General features: G+C 42.1%; 18 protein-coding genes, 2 tRNA genes and 1 pseudogene. 15 read left to right on the forward strand and 6 right to left on the reverse strand.

Features of this window, described 5'->3' with window-relative positions; translation table 11 throughout:
• Positions 1-76: 76 nt before the first annotated feature.
• From scpB to typA, 8 genes and pseudogenes are all read left to right on the forward strand, one after another.
• A pseudogene (gene scpB, locus HKX39_RS05600) lies at positions 77-587 on the forward strand (SMC-Scp complex subunit ScpB); the annotation flags it as partial.
• Between the two features lie 221 nt (positions 588-808).
• Positions 809-2,443 (forward strand): 23S rRNA pseudouridine(2605) synthase RluB, encoded by a 1,635-nt coding sequence (gene rluB / locus HKX39_RS05605; protein WP_171680347.1) that lies wholly within the window; start codon positions 809-811, stop codon positions 2,441-2,443.
• Positions 2,444-2,631: 188 nt separating this feature from the next.
• On the forward strand, positions 2,632-3,102 hold the full coding sequence (rimP, locus tag HKX39_RS05610) for a ribosome maturation factor RimP (RefSeq protein WP_171680348.1): 471 nt from the start codon (positions 2,632-2,634) through the stop codon (positions 3,100-3,102).
• Positions 3,099-4,571: a transcription termination factor NusA gene (nusA, locus tag HKX39_RS05615; protein ID WP_171680349.1), complete on the forward strand. Its 1,473-nt coding sequence runs from the start codon at positions 3,099-3,101 to the stop codon at positions 4,569-4,571. The genes rimP and nusA overlap by 4 nt, the downstream gene beginning before the upstream one ends.
• A gap of 54 nt (positions 4,572-4,625) precedes the next feature.
• The gene (gene infB / locus HKX39_RS05620) at positions 4,626-7,439 is read left to right on the forward strand and encodes a translation initiation factor IF-2 (protein ID WP_171680350.1); all 2,814 of its coding nucleotides are present in this window, start codon (positions 4,626-4,628) and stop codon (positions 7,437-7,439) included.
• A gap of 3 nt (positions 7,440-7,442) precedes the next feature.
• Positions 7,443-7,856: a 30S ribosome-binding factor RbfA gene (gene rbfA, locus HKX39_RS05625; protein ID WP_171680351.1), complete on the forward strand. Its 414-nt coding sequence runs from the start codon at positions 7,443-7,445 to the stop codon at positions 7,854-7,856.
• Between the two features lie 25 nt (positions 7,857-7,881).
• The gene (gene truB / locus HKX39_RS05630; RefSeq protein WP_171680352.1) at positions 7,882-8,634 is read left to right on the forward strand and encodes a tRNA pseudouridine(55) synthase TruB; all 753 of its coding nucleotides are present in this window, start codon (positions 7,882-7,884) and stop codon (positions 8,632-8,634) included.
• On the forward strand, positions 8,631-10,451 hold the full coding sequence (gene typA / locus HKX39_RS05635; protein WP_171680353.1) for a translational GTPase TypA: 1,821 nt from the start codon (positions 8,631-8,633) through the stop codon (positions 10,449-10,451). Before truB ends, typA begins: the two co-directional genes overlap by 4 nt.
• A 199-nt stretch (positions 10,452-10,650) precedes the next feature.
• On the opposite strand, the gene HKX39_RS05640 is transcribed toward typA, so the two are convergent.
• The 3 genes from HKX39_RS05640 to HKX39_RS05650 are packed head-to-tail and all read right to left on the reverse strand — an operon-like array spanning position 10,651 to position 12,958.
• A complete protein-coding gene (locus HKX39_RS05640; protein ID WP_171680354.1) occupies positions 10,651-11,991 on the reverse strand; it encodes an ATP-binding protein in 1,341 nt (446 codons plus the stop codon).
• A gap of 5 nt (positions 11,992-11,996) precedes the next feature.
• A complete protein-coding gene (locus tag HKX39_RS05645; RefSeq protein WP_171680355.1) occupies positions 11,997-12,659 on the reverse strand; it encodes a response regulator in 663 nt (220 codons plus the stop codon).
• A 17-nt stretch (positions 12,660-12,676) separates the two neighbouring features.
• Positions 12,677-12,958, reverse strand: a complete 282-nt coding sequence (locus HKX39_RS05650) for a PepSY domain-containing protein (RefSeq protein ID WP_171680356.1) — start codon at positions 12,956-12,958, stop codon at positions 12,677-12,679.
• A gap of 340 nt (positions 12,959-13,298) precedes the next feature.
• On the opposite strand from HKX39_RS05650, the gene HKX39_RS05655 reads away from it, so the two are divergent.
• The 3 genes from HKX39_RS05655 (at position 13,299) to HKX39_RS05665 (ending at position 15,465) form a co-directional block, all read left to right on the forward strand.
• Positions 13,299-13,374, forward strand: a tRNA-Asn gene (locus HKX39_RS05655).
• Between the two features lie 18 nt (positions 13,375-13,392).
• Positions 13,393-13,468: transfer RNA gene (locus tag HKX39_RS05660), tRNA-Asn, on the forward strand.
• Positions 13,469-13,620: 152 nt separating this feature from the next.
• Positions 13,621-15,465 carry a Na/Pi cotransporter family protein gene (locus HKX39_RS05665; RefSeq protein WP_171680357.1) on the forward strand — a complete coding sequence of 615 codons (1,845 nt, stop codon included), beginning with the start codon at positions 13,621-13,623 and terminating at the stop codon, positions 15,463-15,465.
• Positions 15,466-15,594: 129 nt separating this feature from the next.
• Here the strand turns inward: HKX39_RS05665 and HKX39_RS05670 are convergent, their stop codons facing one another.
• The 3 genes from HKX39_RS05670 to HKX39_RS05680 form a co-directional block, all read right to left on the reverse strand.
• Complete coding sequence (locus tag HKX39_RS05670; protein WP_171680358.1) at positions 15,595-16,650, reverse strand: NAD(P)-dependent alcohol dehydrogenase; 1,056 nt, start codon at positions 16,648-16,650, stop codon at positions 15,595-15,597.
• A gap of 7 nt (positions 16,651-16,657) precedes the next feature.
• On the reverse strand, positions 16,658-17,518 hold the full coding sequence (locus tag HKX39_RS05675) for a LysR family transcriptional regulator (protein ID WP_171680359.1): 861 nt from the start codon (positions 17,516-17,518) through the stop codon (positions 16,658-16,660).
• 94 nt (positions 17,519-17,612) lie between these two features.
• Positions 17,613-17,831, reverse strand: a complete 219-nt coding sequence (locus HKX39_RS05680) for an HP1242/YdcH family protein (protein ID WP_171680360.1) — start codon at positions 17,829-17,831, stop codon at positions 17,613-17,615.
• 198 nt (positions 17,832-18,029) lie between these two features.
• Here HKX39_RS05680 and HKX39_RS05685 point away from each other — a divergent pair, with 198 nt between their 5' ends.
• Genes HKX39_RS05685 through pyrG form a run of 4 tightly spaced genes read left to right on the forward strand, consistent with a single transcriptional unit; the run spans position 18,030 to position 22,104 of the window.
• On the forward strand, positions 18,030-18,674 hold the full coding sequence (locus HKX39_RS05685; RefSeq protein WP_171680361.1) for a CDP-alcohol phosphatidyltransferase family protein: 645 nt from the start codon (positions 18,030-18,032) through the stop codon (positions 18,672-18,674).
• Positions 18,675-18,678: 4 nt separating this feature from the next.
• Positions 18,679-19,455, forward strand: coding sequence for a 1-acyl-sn-glycerol-3-phosphate acyltransferase (locus HKX39_RS05690; RefSeq protein WP_171680362.1), 777 nt, complete (start codon positions 18,679-18,681; stop codon positions 19,453-19,455).
• Positions 19,448-20,407, forward strand: a complete 960-nt coding sequence (locus HKX39_RS05695) for a phosphatidate cytidylyltransferase (protein WP_171680363.1) — start codon at positions 19,448-19,450, stop codon at positions 20,405-20,407. The genes HKX39_RS05690 and HKX39_RS05695 overlap by 8 nt, the downstream gene beginning before the upstream one ends.
• A gap of 56 nt (positions 20,408-20,463) precedes the next feature.
• Positions 20,464-22,104, forward strand: coding sequence for a CTP synthase (gene pyrG / locus HKX39_RS05700; RefSeq protein WP_171680364.1), 1,641 nt, complete (start codon positions 20,464-20,466; stop codon positions 22,102-22,104).
• Position 22,105 lies beyond the last annotated feature (1 nt).

A 22,105-nucleotide genomic window follows, 5' to 3' on the forward strand; every position in this document is an offset into this window, starting at 1 on the left:
TCAGAAAAATAAATTATATAACTGATGTTATAATAATGCAAGTGTTTTTTTAAAATTTTTACTGTTGAGTGAGAAAATGGATGAATTATTCCTTAAGCAGGTCTTAGAAACAGCTTTATTATGTGCAAATGAACCAATGCGTGTTGGGGAGCTATCTAAGCTTTTTAGTGAGACTGATGGTGTAACGTCTGATGTAATTAAGCAACAGTTATTAAAATTACAGAGCGAATGGGCGGATAAAGGGTTAGAATTAGTAAATCTTGCAGGTGGGTGGCGTTTTCAAAGTCGCCCAGAGATGCAAAAATATCTTGAACGCTTAAATCCAGAGAAACCTCCTAAATATTCTCGAGCAGTGATGGAAACGCTAGCAATTATTGCTTGGCGACAGCCTGTTACTCGAGGGGATATCGAAGATATTCGTGGGGTGTCTGTTTCTTCTCAAATTATTAAAACTTTAGAAGATAGGGATTGGATTGAGGTAATCGGTCATAAAGAAGGTCCTGGTCGCCCAGCATTATTTGGTACAACAAAGCATTTTCTTGATGATATGGGCTTAAAGTCTTTATCGCAGTTGCCGGCTATTGAGGCAGATGCTGAGTTATTAATGGCGAACGATACTGAATTAGCGCAGTTGCTCCAAGAGCAGTCAGCGCAATTAAAATTACCAAACGAGGTAGCTCAAACGACAGATGCTGAGGGCGTTTCTGGAGATGTTGGGCTCGTCCAAAGCGAACAAGCAGATACAACAGAATTGATAACTGGCTCTGATGAGAATGAAAAACTATCAGAGGTTTAAAGGCTATAAAACATGAGCGAAAACTCAGAATATACAGAAAATACATCATCAAGTAGTGAGGAAACACCTAAGCGTGGGCGTAAATTGCGTACGCCATTTCGTCGCCGTCGTACAGAAACCGTAGAGAAAGTGGAAAAGCAGGTAGAGCTTGCGTCGTCTGTCGAAACTAATTCACTAGCTTCTCCTGCTTCTGAAGATGTTCCTGTTAAGCCAAAGCGTACTCGTAAGAAAGTCGCAGAGGTTGCTGACCAAGTGGTGTCCGATGGTGAGGTTGCCAAAAAAGCAATTCGTAAGCCGCGTGTGACTAAGAAGGCGAAACCAATTGCTAATCAAGACTTGATGGAATTGGATGATATTTCAGGAGAATCAAATCCTGAAATGGATGTAGAGGTTTCGGAGCAAGAGCAAAAGCAAGTTTTTTCTTTCCTTGATAAAAAGAATGATAAGTTAGAAAAGCGTCTTGGTAAGTATCTCAGTTCTGATTCGATTATGCCAAAGCTGCATAAAGTATTGGCAGATGCTGGCGTGGGTTCTCGTCGTGATATGGAAGAGTTGATTCTCCAAGGGCGTGTTTCTGTTAATGGTGAGCCAGCACACATTGGTCAGCGAGTGGGGGTTGATGATGTCGTACGTGTTAATGGGCGTTTGGTTGCTCGTCCTAAGAGCAATCGTCCTCCGCGAGTCATTCTTTATCATAAGCCGGCAGGTGAGATTGTTACGATGGATGATCCAGAAAATCGTGCGACGGTATTTTCTCGCTTGCCTAAGATGCGTACAGGTAAATGGGTGTCAGTGGGGCGTTTAGACTTAAATACTGAAGGGCTATTGATTTTTACGACTTCAGGTGATTTGGCCAATCGTTTAATGCACCCTCGTTATGGTAGTGAGCGTGAGTATGCTGTGCGTGTGTTGGGTGAAGTGACTGAAGAGCAGCGTCAACAATTATTACAGGGTATCCAATTAGAGGATGGTTTGGCGACCTTTGGTTGTTTGGACTATATCGGTGGAGAGGGTAGTAATCGTTGGTATCGTGTAACGATTAACGAAGGGCGTAATCGTGAGGTTCGTCGTATGTTTGAGGCGGTGGGCTTGTTGGTTAGTCGTTTAATCCGTTCTCGCTTTGGTGATATTACGTTGCCGCGTAATCTACGCCGTGGTCGTTGGGAAGAGCTTGATGGCAATCTTGTGTTGGCGCTGATGGAGCAATTGGGTCTGAATAAGCCTGTTTTTTCTGATGAGGATAGTAAGGTGCGAGGGCGAGGTCGTGGTCGCTTTATCGATCAGCGCCGTATTTCGCATGATAATGCCATGCCACCAGGTTTTGAAAATGCGGTAGATATGTCTGCTGAGTTTAGTGTACATCAACGTCGCTCTCCTGAGAAACGTGGTGCTGGTATGGGTAATCGTGCGGGTAAAAATACGACGGCTAAAGGTGGTCGTGGTTCTACTCGTCGCACAGCGGAAGGGCGCTTTGATGAGCAACGTCCAGTTCGTGGTTCGAGAGAGGCTGCGGGTCGTAAAGGTGCGCAAAATGCTAAGTCTAACAAATGCTCATTGCGTTCTCGAGATGATTGGCAACCGAGAGGTAGCAATGCTCATGAGTCCCAATTAGGGTTTGGGTTATCACGTCCTCGAAAATTGCGTTAGATTTTATTGGGTAAATACTCAATTTCTTGAAACTTAAGCGTTTTTCCTATATAATGCTTAAGTAATCCACATTTTTAAGTGTGGGCATTTTTACTGTGTTTAGTCGTTGTGGCTATCGAGAAAGCCCGCAGCGACTGAAGCACTTTCAAAATGATGGGCTGTTTAGCCCATTTTTTTTTAATATTTTTATGGCTGATTTATATACATTAACCGAACAAACAATCGCAGGTTTAGATGTTGAACTTGTGGATGTTGAGCGTGCGGCTTTAGGTTTGTTGCGTATCACTATTGATAAACCAGGTGGTATCAATATCGAGGATTGCGAGCAGGTATCGCGTCTCTTATCTCGTGTTTTTGAGGTAGAGAATATTGACTATAAGCGCTTAGAAGTAGGCTCTCCGGGCGTGGATCGTCCTTTGCGTACATTGGCTGACTTTAAGCGGTTTGCTGGTGAGCGAGTAGAAGTTAAATTACATACACCGATTGATAATCGTAAGGTTTTTAATGGTGTTTTATCAATTAAAGATGAGCAGAGCAATACATTCTGCTTAACATTCGAGGTTAAAAAGAACGAGACGCAAGTGGTTGAGTTTGTTTACGAAGATGTAGATAAAGCTAAGCTTGATCCCGTTTTGGATTTCAAAGGTAAAAAGAAATGAGTCGTGAAATTCTTCATTTTGTTGATGCACTTGCACATGAGAAAAATGTACCAGCAGAAGTTGTGTTTAGTGCCTTAGAGGGTGCTTTAGCGTCAGCAATGAAAAAGCGTTTTAAAGAAGATGCTGACATTATCGTGACGATTAATCGCCAAACTGGTGCACACAGTGGTGTGCGTCGTTGGTTAGTTGTGCCTGATGAAGCTGGTCTTCAAGAGCCAGAACGTCAAGAGTTATTGAGTGATGCCCAAGAAATCCAGCCTGGTATCAAAGTGGGTGAGTATATCCAACAAGACCTCGAAATTGAGGACTTTGGTCGTATTGGTGCGCAAGTGGCGAAACAAGCCATTCTTCAGCGTATCCGTGATGCGGAGCGTGAGCAGGTGCTTAATGAGTTCTTAGAGCGTGGCGATAGTATTGTGTCAGGTACGATTAAGCGCATGGATAAAGGTGATGCAATCGTTGAAATCGGTAAGGTGGAAGCTCGTTTGCCTCGTTCAGCAATGATTCCAAAAGAGAACTTGCGTTCAGGTGACCGTGTACGTGCATGGGTCGAAAAAGTTGATCACAATTTACGTGGCCAACAAGTGTTGCTCTCTCGTACGGCGCCTGAGTTTATTCGTGAGCTTTTTGAAAACGAAGTGCCTGAGATTGAACAAGGTTTATTAGAGATTAAAGCGGCTGCACGTGATCCTGGTATTCGTGCCAAAATTGCAGTGGTTGCTTACGACAAACGTATTGATCCTATCGGTACTTGTGTCGGTATGCGTGGCTCACGAGTGAGTGCTGTTCGTAATGAGCTTGCTGGTGAGCAAGTGGATATTGTTTTATGGTCTGATGTTCCTGCCGAGTTTGTGATTGCGGCTTTAGCACCAGCACAAGTAGAGTCTATTGTTGTCGAAGAAGACAAGAAAACAATGGATGTTGTGGTTGACGAAGAGAACTTAGCGAAAGCCATTGGTAGCCGTGGTCAAAATGTCCGTCTAGCTTCTGAGCTGACAGGTTGGCAAATTAATATTATGACGGCTGAAGAGAGTAATAATCGTAAGGCAGAAGAAAATGCCAAACTCTTGAAATTATTTGAAGATAAGCTAGATGTGGATGAAGAAGTTGCGTCTGTACTTATTGAAGAAGGCTTTACAGGTTTAGAAGAAGTGGCGTATGTTCCTGAGCAAGAGCTATTAGATATTGATGGCTTTGATGAGGAGTTAGTTGCCGAATTGCGTAGCCGTGCCCGTGCCGCTTTATTAACAGAAGCGATTGTTCGCGAAGAGGCGGTAGAAAGTGCGCAAGATCTTGTCGGTTTAGAAGGCTTAGATGCTGAACGTATTGCTAAACTTGTACAAGCAGAGGTTAAAACACGTGATGATTTAGCAGAATTGGCTAGCGATGAGTTGGCTGAGATTCTTTCTGTATCAGAAGAAGAAGCTGGTCAAATTATTCTAAGTGCGCGTGCGCATTGGTTTGAATAATGTGATTTAACGAGTTATTGATAAATTATTTTAGTTGTTAAGAAAGAGAACCGAATGTCAAATACCACTGTTTCACAGTTTGCTGAAGAAATAAAACAGCCAGTTGAAGTTTTGTTAGATCAACTCCGTCAAGCAGGCTCGACGATTAAATCGGCAAATGATGTTGTGACGGAAGAAGATAAAGCAAAATTGCTGAAAATGCTGAAGCACGAACATGGTGAAAAAGAGAAAAAGAAAATCACGTTAACGCGTACTAAAAAGTCGGAAATTCGCCAAGCGGATGGCTCTAAAGTACAAGTTGAGGTGCGCAAAAAACGTGTTGTTGTGTCTCCTGAAATTACAAAGGCAGAGATTAAGGCGGCTACTCAAGAAGCTAAAACCGCAACAACGCCATCTCCAGTGGTAGACAAGGTGGAAGCCCCTGTTAAAGCTGTTGAATCAACACCAAAAGAGGTTGCCGAGGCTACGTCTCCGGTTGCTCAAGTGGTGGCTGTAGAAGCAAAAGAGCAGGCTGTTGCCCCTCAGACTACTGCACCGATTGCTGAGGCAAAGCCAGCACTTATCGAAACTCCTGTGCAAGATAAGTTAGAGGCTAAGGCTGAACCTCAAGCTACATCGAAAGAAGAAGCTAAGGTGGCGCCTGTTGTAGAAGCGAATAAAGCAGCGCAACCAGCGAAAGAGACAAAACCAGAAGTGTCTAAACCAGAGGTTAAAGCAGACAAGCCTAAATCAGAGCCTGTTAAATCAGCCCCACAAGCTAAACCATCAATGAATCATGCTGAGCGCGAGCATGCTCGCAAGAAAGTGGAAAACGAAGCAGCAGCGATTCGTGATTTATTGCGCAAACCAGCTAAACCAGCGAAAGCAGCTCCTGCGGTAGTAGAAGAAGAGCAAGTGACTAAAAAGTCAGGCAAAAAAGAGGTGAAAGGCACTGCGAAGAAAAGTGGCGAAGTTGATAAAAACTGGACTGACGGTGCTCGCAATGCGAAGAAAGCACCGAGTAATGATAAACGCAGTGTATTAAAAGGTGATGAGGACGGTTGGCGTGCTGGTGGTTCTCGTAACAAACATAAGAACAAACAACAAGAGCAACGTCAGCCACAAGTAGTTGAATTTATTGCACGTGAGATTCATGTACCCGAAACGATTACGGTAGCTGAGTTAGCGCATAAGATGTCTGTTAAAGCAGCAGAAGTGATTAAAAAGCTGATGATGTTGGGACAGATGGTGACAATTAACCAACCATTAGACCAAGATACAGCGATGATTGTGGTCGAAGAGTTTGGTCATACCGCGGTTCAAGCGAAATTAGACGACCCAGAAGCCTTCTTAGATGAGGACGTAGAGGTTCGTGAAGTTGAGTCTTTACCTCGTCCACCAGTGGTGACGGTCATGGGTCACGTTGACCATGGTAAGACTTCTTTACTTGACTATATTCGTCGTGCGAAGGTGGCTTCAGGTGAAGCGGGTGGTATTACTCAGCACATTGGTGCATATCGCGTTAAAACCGATGCCGGTGTGGTGACTTTCTTGGATACACCGGGTCACGAAGCGTTTACGGCGATGCGTGCTCGAGGTGCTCAGGCAACGGATATTGTGATTCTTGTTGTGGCGGCCGATGACGGTGTGATGCCACAAACTAAAGAAGCGATTCGTCATGCTAAAGCCGCTGGTGTGCCATTAGTGGTGGCTATTAATAAGATTGATAAACCTGATGCAAATCCAGAGCGAGTAAAGCAAGAGTTAGTAGCTGAGGAAGTCGTGCCAGAGGAATATGGTGGTGACTCACCATTTGTACCTGTATCCGCTAAGACTGGTCAAGGTATTGATGACTTATTAGAAAACGTTCTTTTACAAGCTGAGATGCTTGAGTTAAAAGCGCCTGTTGATACACAAGCTAAGGGTCTAGTAATTGAAGCTCGCCTTGATAAAGGTCGTGGTGCAGTAGCGACGGTACTTGTACAGTCTGGTACGCTTAAACGTGGTGATGCTGTACTGGCTGGCTCTACCTTTGGTCGTGTACGTGCGATGTTAGACGAACATGGCAAGAGCGTTGAGTCTGCAGGTCCTTCATATCCAGTAGAGATTCAAGGTCTGACAGATGTTCCTGCAGCAGGTGATGAAGTACAAGTCCTTTTAGATGAGCGTAAAGCACGTGAGATTGCTTTATTCCGCCAAGCTAAGGCGCGTGATGCAGAATTAGCACGTCGTCATGCACAGACATTAGAGAATATGTTCCAAAATACAGAGGGACAAAAAACATTATCACTCATCATTAAAACGGATGTACAGGGCTCACAAGAAGCATTGGCACAGTCTTTATTGAAACTGTCAGGTGATGAGGTTCGCGTTCAAGTTGTTTATGCCGCGGTAGGTGGTATTTCTGAGAGTGATGTTAACTTAGCTATTGCTTCTCAAGCGGTTATCATTGGTTTCAATGTACGTGCTGACCAAAATGCGAAGAAATTAGCTGAGACAAGTGGTGTAGATATTCGTTATTACAATATCATTTATGATGCAGTAGACGAAGTAAAAGCCGCGATGTCAGGTATGTTAGCACCAGAAAAACGCGAAGAAATTATCGGTATGGTAGATGTACGTGAAGTTTACCGTATTTCGCGTATCGGTACGGTAGCCGGTTGTATGGTGACAGATGGTGTCGTACGCCGTGATTCACAAATTCGTCAATTACGTAATAACGTGGTGATTTGGACAGGTTCATTAGACTCACTCAAACGCTTCAAAGATGACGCCAAAGAGGTTAAGTCAGGCTTTGATTGTGGTATCACTTTACGTGGTAATAATGAAATTGAAGTGGGCGACCAGTTTGAAGTCTTTGAAATCCGAGAAATCGCTCGTACGCTATAAGTTATGACACGACACAAAAGTAAAGCACCTGCGAGCCGTAATTTGCGACTCGCAGAGCAAATTCAAAAAGATTTAGCCCAACTTATTCAACGTGAGTTGGGTACGCGCTCAGGACTAATTACGCTGACGGGTGTAGAGCTGAGTCCTGATTATGCGCATGCTAAAGTTTATTTCACAGTATTGGGTGCAGAGCCAGAAGTGGCATTAGATGCACTTAATGAAAAAGCAGGGTACTTACACTCATTACTCTTTAAAATGCTACATATCCATACGGTACCCACTTTGCATTTCCACCATGACAATCAATTAGCACATGGTATGGAGATGACTAAGCTAATTGATCGTGCTAATCGACCAGAAGATTTCCCAGAAGAAGACGAAGTGGCAGATTTTGAGCCACCGAAAATTCGAGGATAAAGCATTTTATTCGTAGGGATATAAAATGGGTCGAAAAAAAGGTCAGGAAATTGACGGTGTGCTGTTGTTAGACAAACCAGAAGGTGGGTCTAGCAATCATGCCTTGCAAAAAGCACGTCGTAAACTGGATGCCAAAAAAGCAGGGCATACAGGGACATTAGATCCTTTTGCAACGGGTCTCTTAATTTGTTGCTTTGGTAAAACCACAAAAATTTGTGGAGCCATGCTGAATGTCGATAAAAGTTATCGTGCAACATTGACCTTGGGTAGCGAGACAGATTCTGGTGATCTAACTGGTGAAGTGGTGCAACAAGCTGCTGAGTTTGCAGGAATCACCTTAGCGCAATTAGAGACCGTATTGCCACAGTTTTTAGGTGTGATTGAACAAATTCCGCCGATGTATTCGGCACTTAAACGAGACGGTAAACCTTTATATGAATATGCTCGTCAGGGCATTGAGTTAGAGCGTGAGCCTCGTCAAGTAACGATATATGATATTCAGATTGCTGAGTTTTCAGCAACCGAAATTGTACTGGATGTATTTTGTAGTAAAGGCACGTATATCCGTACATTAGCACAAGATATCGGTCGTGCTTTAGGTTGTTTTGCGCATTTACGTGCTTTACGACGCACTTCAGTAGGACCATTTAAATTAACCGATGCGATTACGCTAGAAGATTTTCAAACCTTAGAAAATCCTCAAAGCGTATTGCTATCACTCAATGATTTACCTCCGGACTTATTGCCGGAAAAATTAAGACAAAAGGAAACACTATGAGCCGCGCGCTCCGTAACATTGCTATTATTGCTCACGTTGACCATGGTAAAACAACGCTGGTTGACCAACTATTACGCCAATCAGGTACATTCCGTGATAATCAACACGTTGCAGAACGTGTGATGGACTCTAATGATATCGAGAAAGAGCGTGGTATTACGATTCTTTCTAAAAACTGTGCGGTAGAGTACGAAGGTACACACATTAATATCGTGGATACTCCAGGACACGCGGACTTCGGTGGTGAAGTAGAGCGTGTATTATCGATGGTTGACGGTGTATTACTATTGGTGGACTCAGTAGAGGGTCCAATGCCACAAACACGTTTTGTGACGAAAAAGGCATTGGCATTAGGTCTAAAACCAATCGTAGTCGTCAATAAAATTGACCGTCCAGGTGCTCGTCCTGATTATGTGATTAATACGACTTTTGATTTATTTGATAAATTAGGTGCAACTGACGAACAGTTAGATTTCCCTATCGTTTATGCTTCAGGCTTAAACGGTTTTGCGGGTCTCACAGAAGATGTCCGCAGTGGCGATATGCGTCCATTATTTGACACAGTTCTTAAGCATGTCCCAGTGCGTAACGATGATGTGGACGGTCCATTACAACTACAAATTATTTCTCTAGACTATAACAGCTATGTGGGTAAAATTGGTGTAGGTCGCGTTAACCGTGGTCGTGTTCGTCCTGGTCAAGATGTCGTGGTGAAGTTTGGTCCTGAGGGTGAGCCAATCAAGGGTCGTATTAACCAAGTACTAAAATTCAAAGGCTTAGACCGTGAATTAGTGGATTCTGCTGAGGCAGGTGATATTGTATTAATTAACGGTATTGATGAGATTGGTATTGGTTGTACTTTATGTGATCCAGCTAATCAAGAAGCCTTACCTATGTTAAAAATTGACGAGCCTACATTAACGATGAACTTTATGGTGAATACTTCACCGTTGGCTGGTCGTGAGGGTAAGTTTGTAACAAGTCGTCAAATTCGCGATCGTTTAAATCTAGAGTTAAAATCTAATGTAGCTTTACGCGTTAATGATACAGATGATGATACCGTATTTGAGGTTAATGGTCGTGGTGAATTACACTTAACCATTTTATTAGAAAATATGCGTCGTGAGGGTTATGAGTTAGCAGTATCTCGTCCACGTGTAGTATTCAAAGAAATTGATGGTGTGCGTTGCGAGCCAATGGAGCTTTTGACGATTGACTTAGAAGATGAGCACCAAGGTGGTGTGATGGAAGAGTTAGGTCGTCGTAAGGGTGAATTGCTCAATATGGAGTCAGATGGTCGTGGTCGTACACGTCTAGAATATCGTATTCCAGCACGTGGCTTGATTGGTTTCTCAGGCGACTTTTTATCAATGACACGAGGTACAGGTTTGATGAGTCATATTTTTGATGACTATGCGCCTGTGCGTGAGGGTAGTATTGGTGAGCGTCGTAACGGCGTATTAATTAGTCAGGATAATGGCGATGCAGTAGCTTATGCACTATGGAAGCTACAAGACCGTGGTCGTATGTTTGTTTCTCCAGGTGAGCCATTGTACGAGGGTATGATTATTGGTATTCATAGCCGTGATAATGACTTAGTGGTTAATCCAATCAAGGGTAAGCAACTGACCAATATCCGTGCTTCAGGTACGGACGAAGCGGTTCGCTTAGTGCCACCGATTAAGTTAACGCTAGAGTATGCGGTAGAGTTTATTGATGATGATGAGCTGGTAGAAGTGACGCCGAAGAGCATTCGTCTACGTAAACGCTACTTATTAGAGCATGAGCGTAAACGTGCTGCTCGTGAAGGCTTATAATCCAAAGTGCCTTGAATTAAGGTAAAGACTTTTACCTCTATAAAATTATCTCAATAAAAAGCTAAGTATCCTGATGGAACTTAGCTTTTTTGTTTCAATTTCTTATATATTCCTATTAGAGTTATGACTTCCTGCAATAGGTTCTCCGTGATATTTATGGTGTAGCACAGTATCCGATATTTTTAGGGTAAAAAGGAGCTTATGCTTTGTGGAGAGTCACGGTTAATCCTTGGGTTGGATTATTAATGAGTTGCAGCTTTAAATGATGTAAGTGTGCAATGCTTTCTATAATAGAAAAACCCAAACCACTACCTTGTTGCGTTTGACCTGCAGGGCGATAAAAGCGTTCTTTAATGCGATTGATTTCTTTGGGATTAATTCCCGGACCTTGGTCGGTGACGCTAATCTGTGAATCAGAAAGAGAAAGCGTAACCTCTGTCTGCTCTGGACTATAGCGAATAGCATTATCGAGTAAATTACGAAGCATCGTTTGAATAAGCAAAGAATTACCTTGTAATGGTAAAGCATTTTCTAAGCCAATATCGCAATCTAGTTTGAGACGAATACGCTTTTCTCTTGCAGCCAAATTGACGCTTTGTAAGGTTTGAGGAATAAGGTGAGCCCAGTCAATCGGCTGGCTATCAGGAATGCCTTGCATAGGATCAAGGCGAGAAAGAATTAAGAGTTGCTCGGTTAAGCGATTTGCACGCTCAATACTGGCTTGCATATTAAGCAGGTGATGGAGTTGTTCTTCTTTATCCTCACTCATGGAGAGTACTTCCGCTTGAACCTTTAAGGCGGCCAATGGGCTACGCAACTCATGTGCTGCATCTGAGGTAAAGCGTCGTTCTTTTTGGATAGAGGCATTAAGACGCGTTAATAAATGATTAATTTCTTGTACGAGTGGTTTTGTTTCCTGAGGGACGTTTTCTGATACGGCTTGTAGGCTATTGGCATCTCGTGCTTGTAATTCTTGTGTCAGTATTTTAAGTGGAGATAGACCACGACGTACACCATAGAGGATGAGAATTAAAAGAAGAGGGATAGAACATAATATGAGGGATAGTTGTACCCACAAAGCATTAAAGAGCATTTCAAAACGCTCTTCCATAGTTTGACCGACAGCGATAGTGCGATTAGCATCAGTTAAATACACATAGCGCCAGCTATGGATATTCCAAAGATAGGTTTTGCCATGAAAGCCGGATTGAGTGCTATAAGGGAAATGTTGTCCTTTTTCATCAGCAAATAAAAGCTTTCCTTGCGCATCCCAGATGGCAAAACCAAAGTCATCGTCATCAGCATAGCCTTTATTGCCGTCTATAGCATCCTCAATATCCCTAACAATAGTGTTTGCTTGGAAGTTTGGAGAGGCTTGTTGAATAAGATTAGCTGTATGTAGCATTTGGGTATCGACAATTTCATTAATTTCATGAAATGATGCCCAGCTACTACCAATAGCGATAGCCAGCCATAATGATAAAAGACCACTGCTTAAATAGGTAATAAGGCGACGTTGAATACTGGTAGTAGCTTTCATAGATATTAAGGGGCTTCACCGAGTTGATAACCTAGTCCACGACGAGTGAGGATAAAGTCTTTGCCGATTTTTTTACGTAAATTATGAATATGTACTTCGACAGCGTTGCTTTCTACTTCTTGATCCCAACTATAAAGCTTGTCTTCTATCTGGGCGCGGCTGAGAATTTGTTTCGATTGCAAGAGTAATAACTCAAGAAGAATATATTCACGTTGTGTTAGCGTGAGTGCCTGTCCGTGCAAGGTCGCTGATTTGCGATGAGAATCTAGACTTAGGGCACCATAGCTAAGTATTGAGCTAGATTTACCTTTACTGCGACGAATAAGAGCTAATAATCGTGCAATCACTTCGTCTAAAGCAAAGGGTTTGCAAAGATAGTCATCTGCGCCAGCATTAAGCCCAGCCAGGCGATCAGGCAAGGCATCGCGAGCTGTCAAAATAAGGACGGGCGTATCAAGTTGTTGGCGACGCCAATGTGCCAAAATATCCATGCCATCTACCTGAGGTAAACCAAGGTCAAGGACAACAGCGTCATAGGGGGCGTAGCTGAGCGCATCTTTACCGTGAAGACCGTTATTAAACCAATCAACGCTAAAGCCATGCTTTTGTAAACCATGTAAAAGTCCATCGCCAATTAGAGGGTCGTCTTCAAGTAATAAGATGCGCATTATCTGTTGAAATTTAATTAGTGATTGTCATGGTCAAGCTTGCTGCGAACAACTTCACCTGTTTTCATGTCAAATTTTACCTCGACACGTTCGCCTTTGGGATTGATTCCTTCAATTTCATAGCAATTATCATCAGTATCAAAAGAGTGAATTTTATAACCTTGTTTTTCTAGGTTTTGTTGAAATTTGACAGCAGGAATACGTTCATTTTCTGGGTAATGGGTGCAGTTTGTGCTGGCCAAAGCAGCGCTAGAAAGAGAAAGCGCAAAAAGAGAGAATAAAATTTGTTTTAACATCATAAAATCCTTTAAATTTTTTGAAGAGATAAATATTGATTAGGCTATCGCTAAATAATATATGAATACATTGTTGAATAAACTAGCGTATTTGCCATAGTTGTTATTAAACCTGAGAAAGCTTAAGATAATCTTAAGGAATTCTCATCGGTTTTCTTAAGAAAGTATAGAGGATAAAAAAGTTGAACGAGTAACGGAGGGAGGGTAAAGTTGGCGGTGGGTGATGATGATTTAATCATATGAAATTATGTTTATGATGTATCAAAAATACAACAAATCATCATTTTTAAATAAGATGACTTGCAATGTGCATTAGCTTTTGTCATAATTCTCATTCTGATGTTGCCCCATAGCTCAGTCGGTAGAGCGACGGACTGTTAATCCGCAGGTCACTGGTTCGAACCCAGTTGGGGCAGCCAACATCAGCCCAATATGATTGCCCCATAGCTCAGTCGGTAGAGCGACGGACTGTTAATCCGCAGGTCACTGGTTCGAACCCAGTTGGGGCAGCCAAGAATTCTTAAAGCACTTACTTCGGTAAGTGCTTTTTTCGTATCTGACGTACATACACCACACAAAACGGCTATACTTATACATTTCATCAATTTGTCATATAGTTTTGATATAGGCAGCATCGACCATGTCGGTTTGCCAGTGATTTTGTCATGGTTAAACAATTTCCAACACGTATTGTGAAATACGCTTTGCTACTTGTCGTTTTGGTAGGCTTGGGTATTAGCTTTGGTTTTAGTCCTTCGTGGCTTAAGCTTTGCTATGGTCTTGCTTTATTCTTATTTGGTATGCAATGTATCGAAGAAGGTCTGAATAATGCAGCAGGTGGTTCTTTAGAGCGACTGATGGCCAAGAGTACAGCGACACCTACGCGTAGCATGGCGTTTGGTATGTTAGCCACTTTTATTTTGCAATCAACGACGTTAGTGTCTTTATTGACTATCGCTTTTTTAGGAACCGGGTTAGTCACCTTAGCGGGTGGTATTGCCATCATTTTAGGGACTAATTTGGGGGCGACAAGTGGTATTTGGTTGCTCGCCATGGTCGGACAAGGGATTAGTCTTAGCCCAATGTCTGTGCCTATGTTTGTGTTTGGAATTATTGCCTCCTTTTTTAAAGGAAGGATTAAATCAATTGGTCGAGTATTTGTTGGTATCTCTTTAATCTTCTTGGGTATTGATACATTAAAACTGGGTTTTGAGGGTATTGGTGGGCAGGTAGATTTTGCCTCATACCAACTCTCTGGCATTATGAATGTGTTGGTATTCTCATTGATTGGTTTGCTACTGACAGTCGTCTTGCAATCCACACATGCGACACTGATTTTGACCTTAGCGGCATTGGCAGGTGGTCAATTGAGTATCGATCAGTCCTTTGCTATTGCGATTGGTTCCAATGTTGGATCTAGCTTATCCACCGCCTTGGTAGGTATGCTGGGTAGTGCACGTAGTGGTCAGCGTCTTGCCTTGGCTCATTTAATGTTCAATGTTGTTACTGCTGTACTTTCACTCATTTTGTGGATTCCATTAACGTATTTTACGAAATGGGTAGGTGAGATGGCAGGTATGAATAATTTACTTCAATTAGCTTTATTCCATACCTTATTCAATGTCTTAGGCGTACTTGTTTTCTGGCCGATGCAAGAGCGGTTGGCAACTTTATTGCGCAAATGGTTGCCGAGCAAATCTCAGACGAATTTATTACCAGAAAATCAAATGGTGGTTCAGCCAGAGAAAGTGGAAGAAGCGGTTAAGGCACGTTATTTAGATAATAATATGTTGCTATCAAGTGACACAGCATTAAGGGCTATTTTCTGGGAAACCAAACATTTGATGGTGTTGTGTTTAGAGGTCTTGTGTCGAGCTGCTTATATTCCAATTTCTCGTATGTATGCGATTGATAATAAGGAAGTTTTAGAAGCGCCACAAGCGCCCTTAACATTAGATGCTAAAAGTATGTATGAGGAGCAGATTAAAAAGCTCTTTAGTGAGATTTTGGATTTTAATAGTCGTATGAGTGTGAGCAGTACAGATGTGCGTGACCAGTTATTCCAACTCTATCTGGCGGGCTCGCATTTATTAGATGCGGTAAAAGAGGGGAAAGGTTTGCAGAAACATATGTATGCATCACTCTCTTCACCAAACTCGCCCATGTTTGCTGCTCATATGCATTTACGTCAGCATTTATTTACGTCGTTACAGCATTTTGTGAGACTATCCTTAATTTCATCTAAATCAGCGGATTGGCAAGCTTTATTCGAAGATTTTCGTCATCATACCAACAGTTTTGATATTAGTATTCAAAATGACTATTTAGATAAATTGCGTGAGAAAGTCATTGATCGGGCTGAATTTAAATCACTGGTCAATGATAGCCATCATATTCGCCGTATTGATCGTAAGTTATTAGAAATCTTACAACTTAGCGCAGAGAATCTCCCCGAGGGCTTATCTATTTCACTCGAGGAAATGGAAGGTGCTATTCCAATGCCGATATAAAATCTATGTGGTGAACTAAAAAGCTCGTATTGAAGTTGTCCTTGTAATGAACTGTTTCCCCATAAGTTAGACTCTTATGGGGATTGATATGGGCAACAGTATAGTACTCAATAAAAGAGACGGATAGTTTTATAGTGACTCTTGTTTTAAAGAGGACATATCAATGACAAAACGATATTTCACATCACTTTTTAGCATACGCTCATAGGCGTGATTGATTTCTTGAATAGGGATTAACTCAATATCAGAAACGATATTATGCTGACCACAGAAATTAAGCATTTCTTGTGTTTCCGCAATACCACCAATCAGAGAGCCAGCGACTGAACGACGACCTAAAACCAATGGGGCACTATTGAAACTCGGTTCAATTTTATCGATCAAACCGACTAAGACTAAGGTGCCATCTAAGGTGAGAGTCTGAAGGTATGGCTGTAAGTCGTGCGCATAGGGTACGGTATCAATAATGACATCAAGCGTATTGGCAACGGCTTTCATCTGCGTCTTATCACTAGATAGTACGATATGGTGGGCACCTAGACGTTGAGCATCTTCCGCTTTATCTGGGCTACGGCTAAAGAGGGTGACTTCTGCACCCATCGCACGAGCAAGTTTAATCGCCATATGTCCGAGTCCACCTAATCCAATAATACCCACTTTTGAGCCTGCTTGTACTTTCCAATGTTTGAGTGGTGAATACACAGTAATTCCCGCGCATAGCAGGGGAGCAGCAGCGGCTAAATCTAGATGCTCAGGTACGTGCAGAGCAAATTTTTCTCGGACGACCATGCGTTCGCTATAACCACCAAATGTAGCTTGTTTATCTTGACGATCGGTATCGTTGTAGGTGAAAGTTGCTCCTTCTTCGCAGTATTGTTCTAATTGATTTAAACAAGGGCGACAGTGCTGACAAGAATCCACCATACAACCCACAGCGACAGCATCACCTATTTTAAACTGTGTAACGTTTTTCCCTATTTTAGATACGCGACCGACGATTTCATGTCCAGGTACGCAAGGGTAGTTTGTCTTCCAATCACCAGCGACATGGTGTAGGTCAGAATGACAGACACCACAAAATAAAACGTCAAATTCAATATCATCGTCACGTAGCTCGCGACGATCAAAGTGGAACAATGATAAAGGTTGATTGGGGGCGTGATTGGCGTAGGCTTTAGTTTTCATGATTGTATTATTTATGTTTATGAGAAGCGGTTTTCTCAACTAGGAAGTCAATAAATGTTCGTATTTTGGCACTTAAGAATTTACGATCTACATAGACTGCGTAGATAGTAGGGTCTAGAAAATCCTCGCTATTAGGGATGACACTGACAAGTTTACCGCTTTGAATATATTCGTCAGTAAGCCAATCAGGTAAGTAAGCAATTCCCATTCCAGTAAGCGCTAATTCTCTTATCATAAGGGTATTATTGGTGTCCACAATCGGTTGCATAGGGAGATGTAGCTGAGCGTAATTAGGAACAATACCAAAATGGTTTTTGAGGTCTTGGTAATCCTGTGGCTGTCCATAGCGCATAATATAACTAGGGCTAGCAACGAGTTTAAATTTTACCTTGGTGAGCGGCTTGGCAATCAGACCGGGTTCGATAGTTTTGGTAGAACGTAGCGCTAAGTCAAAACCATCGGCTACTAGATTCGTATGTTTATTTTCTAAATAGATAGAGAGTTGAATATCACTATAACGATCACGGAACTCTTTGAGAATATTAGCAAAGTAAGGGGTGCAGCAGATAAGAGGAATCGTGATTTTTAAAGTTCCTTTAGGGCTAATCGTGCCTTGCTGAACTTCGAGTTGGGCATTATCGAGAGTTTGTAGGGCAATGAGGCATTGTTGGTAGTAGTGTTCACCGAGTTCAGTCAGGCTTAATTTACGACTAGTTCGATTAAGCAGTTTAGCTTGAACACGCTGCTCTAAGCTATTGATATGTTTGCTTGCCATAGCTGTTGAAATATCAAGAAACTCGGCCGCAGCGGTAAAACTACCTAAACGTACCACTTGGCAGAAAACGCGAATACTTTGTAGTGAGTCCATAGTAGGGCATAAAAAAAGCAACTCAAATCGAGTTGCTTTCATTCTAAACGAAATTTCTTTGAAAAGGGAAATTCGTTTTGTTATCGGTGAGGGGTTAAGCCTCAGATGCTTTTTTGAGAATGACGTAAAGTTGATCTTTAAGTGCTAGCTTTTGTTTTTTTAGTGTTTCAATCTCAATTGCATTACTAGTGACAGGATTTTGCTCTAAACGAATGATTTGATGATCCAATTCATTGTGCTCTTCGAATAAGCGAGCAAAGTGTGCATCTTCAGTTTTTAGGCGAGAGATTAAATCACGGTATTCTGGAAACATAGAAACTCCTTTTTAAGAGAGGGATAAAAATTAAGAAATATTTTTCTCCATACCTCTATTATAGAGTATCTGAGACACTTATCGGTCGTTTTTTTCTGAAAAAGTTTTTTTCTTCCCTGTTAAGGATTGAATTTTTATTACTGATAGAGAAATATTTGGGCTAGAATAATTATTTCGATTTTATGAAAGGGAGGCAGTATGGTAGAAGATAATCGACGTCCTTTGTCGGTTCGATCCAATAGTATCATCCAGAAAATAGCAGCCTATCTTGCTAAGCGAGACTTCCCTAGTCCAAACCAGATTTCTATATTAAGCATGGTCTTTGCACTGGTGGGGGCTGTGCTTTATGTCAGTGTTATTACCAAAACAGAAGTGGAGTGGAAGTTAATATTAGCGGCAGTATGTGTACAATTAAGACTTTTATGCAATTTATTTGATGGTATGGTTGCGGTAGAGGGGGGCAAGTCGAGTCCCGTAGGTGGCTTATATAATGAGGTGCCTGATCGTGTGGCAGATACCTTGTTTTTTCTAGGCTTTGCATATGCGATAGATGCTTTTGTATGGGGCTTAGTGCTTTCTTTATTTGCGATGGCGACAGCCTATATTCGTACCTTAGGCGGTAGTTTAGGTTTGCCACAATCGTTTATAGGTCCTATGGCTAAGCAACATCGTATGGCATTATTAACAGGAGCGAGTATTTTAGCTGCTGGTGAATGGTGGCTTAGTCAGACGTTTTATGTGATGTACGTGAGTCTTGGCTTATTGATTATCGGTAGTGCCACAACGTGTATAACACGCCTGTTGGCAATTGCAAAAGCGTTAAACCAATTACATGGAAAATAAAAATATGCTTGGAACTTTTTTATCCAGTCTAACAAAAATTATGATTGGCGCTTATGCGTATTGGCGCCATACTACGCCTTCTAAAAATCAACGTGTATATTTTGCTAATCATTCGAGCCATCTGGATACGATGGCGATCTGGTCTTCGTTAGATCCTGAATTACGTAAAATTACCCGTCCTGTTGCAGCGAAAGATTATTGGGGTAAAGGGGGGATTCGGGGCATTATTGCCAAGGATGCACTCAATGTTGTGTTGATTGAGCGTTCAGGTAATGGCGAGGATGACCCTTTAAAACCACTTTATGAGGCCTTGGATCAGGGGGACTCATTGATTATTTTTCCAGAGGGAACTCGTCGTTATGAGGCAGAACCAACGGCATTTAAGTCGGGGCTCTATCATCTTTCTCGTCGTTATCCTCATGTGGAATATATTCCTGTGTATTTAGCCAATACGCGTCGTAGCTTGCCTAAAGGAGCCTTATTGCCATTGCCTGTGAGCTGTATGGCAACCTTTGGTGCACCATTAGAAATAGACTTAGAAGAAAGTAAAGAGGAGTTTCTCGAGCGTGCAAGACAAGCCGTGATTGATCTCTCAAAACCAGAAGGTGCCTTGCCTCAGGATAGCTATAATCGTCGCAAGCTTAAACGAGGCAAGTTTCGCTCCCCCGATAGAGTGAATAGTAATATATCAGAGAAAGCAACAGAAGACGCTGTGTCAACTACAGTAGGGCAAGCAAGCCATCAAGTAGAAGTCCAACCTCAGGGAGAAAAAAATGTTTGATTTTTGGCAAAATTTATTTGCAAGTGTTCCTGATAAGTTTTGGTGGGTTTTACTAGGGTTATTAGTCATTTTGGCTATCGCCACCTTGATTGGTCAGCGTTTGGCTCTAAAGCATCCAACATCAGAAGTGGTGGGTAATCTTAACCAACGTATCAATGCCTGGTGGGCAATGGTGGCTGTATTGGTCATCTGTTTTATTTTTGGTAAGACGGCTACGCTGATTTTATATGCCATGTTGTCCTTTTTTGCTTTGCGTGAGTTTATGACGCTGACACCGACAGAGCGATCGGATTATTGGGCATTGGTATTGTGCTTTTATGTGGCTATTCCTGTGCAATATATACTGATTGGTACGGATTGGTATGGTATGTTTGTCATCTGTTTGCCTGTATACGGTTTTATTGTGTTGCCTACGATTCAGGCTTTATCTGGTGATACTGAGCGATTTTTTGAACGTACAGCTAAAATCCAATGGGGAATGATGCTAACGATTTATTGCTTAAGTTATGCACCTGCCTTGTTGTTATTAACCAATGTAGAATACGATGGACAGGGGCTTATGCTATTGCTCTACTTATTAATTGTGGTGCAGTTGAGTGATGTATTCCAATATATTGTGGGTAAACTTATCGGTAAGCGTCCTATTGCGCCAACAGTTAGCCCCAATAAGACGGTAGAAGGATTTATCGGTGGTAGCATTATGGCGATTGCTGTTGGAACATCGTTATGGTGGATTACGCCTTTTAGTGTAGGTTATGCGGCCTTGTTTTCTTTTTTAATAGTAATTTGTGGATTTTTTGGTGGTTTATCCTTGTCTGCTGTTAAGCGCAGTCTTGGAGCAAAAGACTGGGGGCGTATGATTGCAGGGCATGGTGGTGTTATGGATAGAATTGACTCTGTCTTATTTGCAGCACCAGTATTTTTCCATGTCGTCCGATATACGTATTTTTAAGATAAATTTTGGTATAATTTTACTTTCCTACTGAGCCCTGACTGGGCATGAATTCCATGACAAAATATGTTTTCGTTACCGGTGGTGTTGTTTCTTCTTTAGGTAAGGGGATTGCTGCCGCGTCTTTAGCTGCGATTCTAGAATCGCGCGGTCTTCGAGTGACTATGTTGAAGTTAGATCCATATATCAACGTGGATCCAGGTACGATGAGTCCTTTACAGCACGGTGAAGTGTTTGTAACGGAAGATGGTGCTGAAACAGACTTGGACTTGGGTCATTACGAGCGTTTTATTTCAGCACGTATGCGTAAATCGAATAACTTTACGACAGGTCAGATTTATGAAACTGTATTGCGTAAAGAGCGTCGTGGTGATTACTTAGGTAAAACTGTCCAAGTGATTCCTCACATCACTAACGAAATTCAAGACCATATTGCGCGTGGTGCTGCGTCTGCTTACGATGGGCATGCAGATATCGCTATTGTTGAAATTGGTGGTACGGTAGGTGACATCGAGTCCTTGCCATTCCTTGAGGCCGTACGTCAAATGAGTTTGCGCGTAGGTCGCCAGAATGCAGCCTTTGTGCATTTGACCTTAGTGCCATTTATTCCATCTGCAGGTGAGTTAAAAACCAAACCTACGCAGCACTCAGTACAGAAATTACGTGAGATTGGTATCTATCCTAATGCCTTATTGTGTCGTGCCGACCGACCTATTCCTGATGATGAGCGTGCGAAAATCTCTTTATTCTCTAATGTTCCATTAGATGCGGTCATTTCTGTGTGGGATGCAGATACGATTTATAAAATTCCTAAAATGCTTCACGAACAAGGTCTTGACCAATTAGTGTGTGATGCTTTAGGCATTAATCCGCCAAAGGCAGATTTATCGGCATGGGATAAGATTGTCTATGACTTAGAGCACCCAGAACATGATATCCGTATCGGTATGGTAGGTAAGTATGTGGACTTGACTGAATCTTACAAGTCACTAATCGAAGCCTTGAATCATGCAGGTATTCATAATAAGACCAAGGTAAATATCGAATACATTGATTCGGAAGAAATCGAGTCAAAAGGGACGGCTTGCTTAAAAGATCTTGATGCGATTTTGGTGCCGGGTGGTTTTGGCAAACGCGGTACTGAAGGTAAGATTCAGGCCATTCGTTATGCGCGTGAGCAAAATATTCCTTACTTAGGTATCTGCCTAGGTATGCAATTAGCGACGATTGAGTATGCACGTCATGTGGCTCAACTTGGTGGTGCCAATAGTACGGAATTAGACCCATCAACACCTCACCCAGTGGTCGCTTTAATTACCGAATGGGTAGGCAAAGAGGGTAAAGTAGAAACACGTTCAGAGAACTCAGATTTGGGTGGTACGATGCGTAAAGGTGCGCAAACTGTACCTATTAAACCAGGTACATTGGCACATAAAGTCTATGGTGATGAGGTGACAGAGCGTCATCGTCATCGTTATGAGGTGAATAACGTCTATGTTCCTCGTCTTGAAGAGGCTGGCTTGGTAATTAGTGCACGTACACCGACAGAGAATCTTCCTGAGATTATGGAAATTCCAAATCATCGTTGGTTTATGGGGGTTCAATTCCATCCAGAGTTTACGTCAACACCTCGTAGCCGTCATCCTTTATTTGATAGCTATATTAAAGCAGCCTTAGCTTATAAAGCGGAAAAGTAAG

The sequence above is a fragment of the Pelistega suis genome, assembly GCF_013133795.1.
GTDB lineage: Bacteria > Pseudomonadota > Gammaproteobacteria > Burkholderiales > Burkholderiaceae_B > Taylorella > Taylorella suis.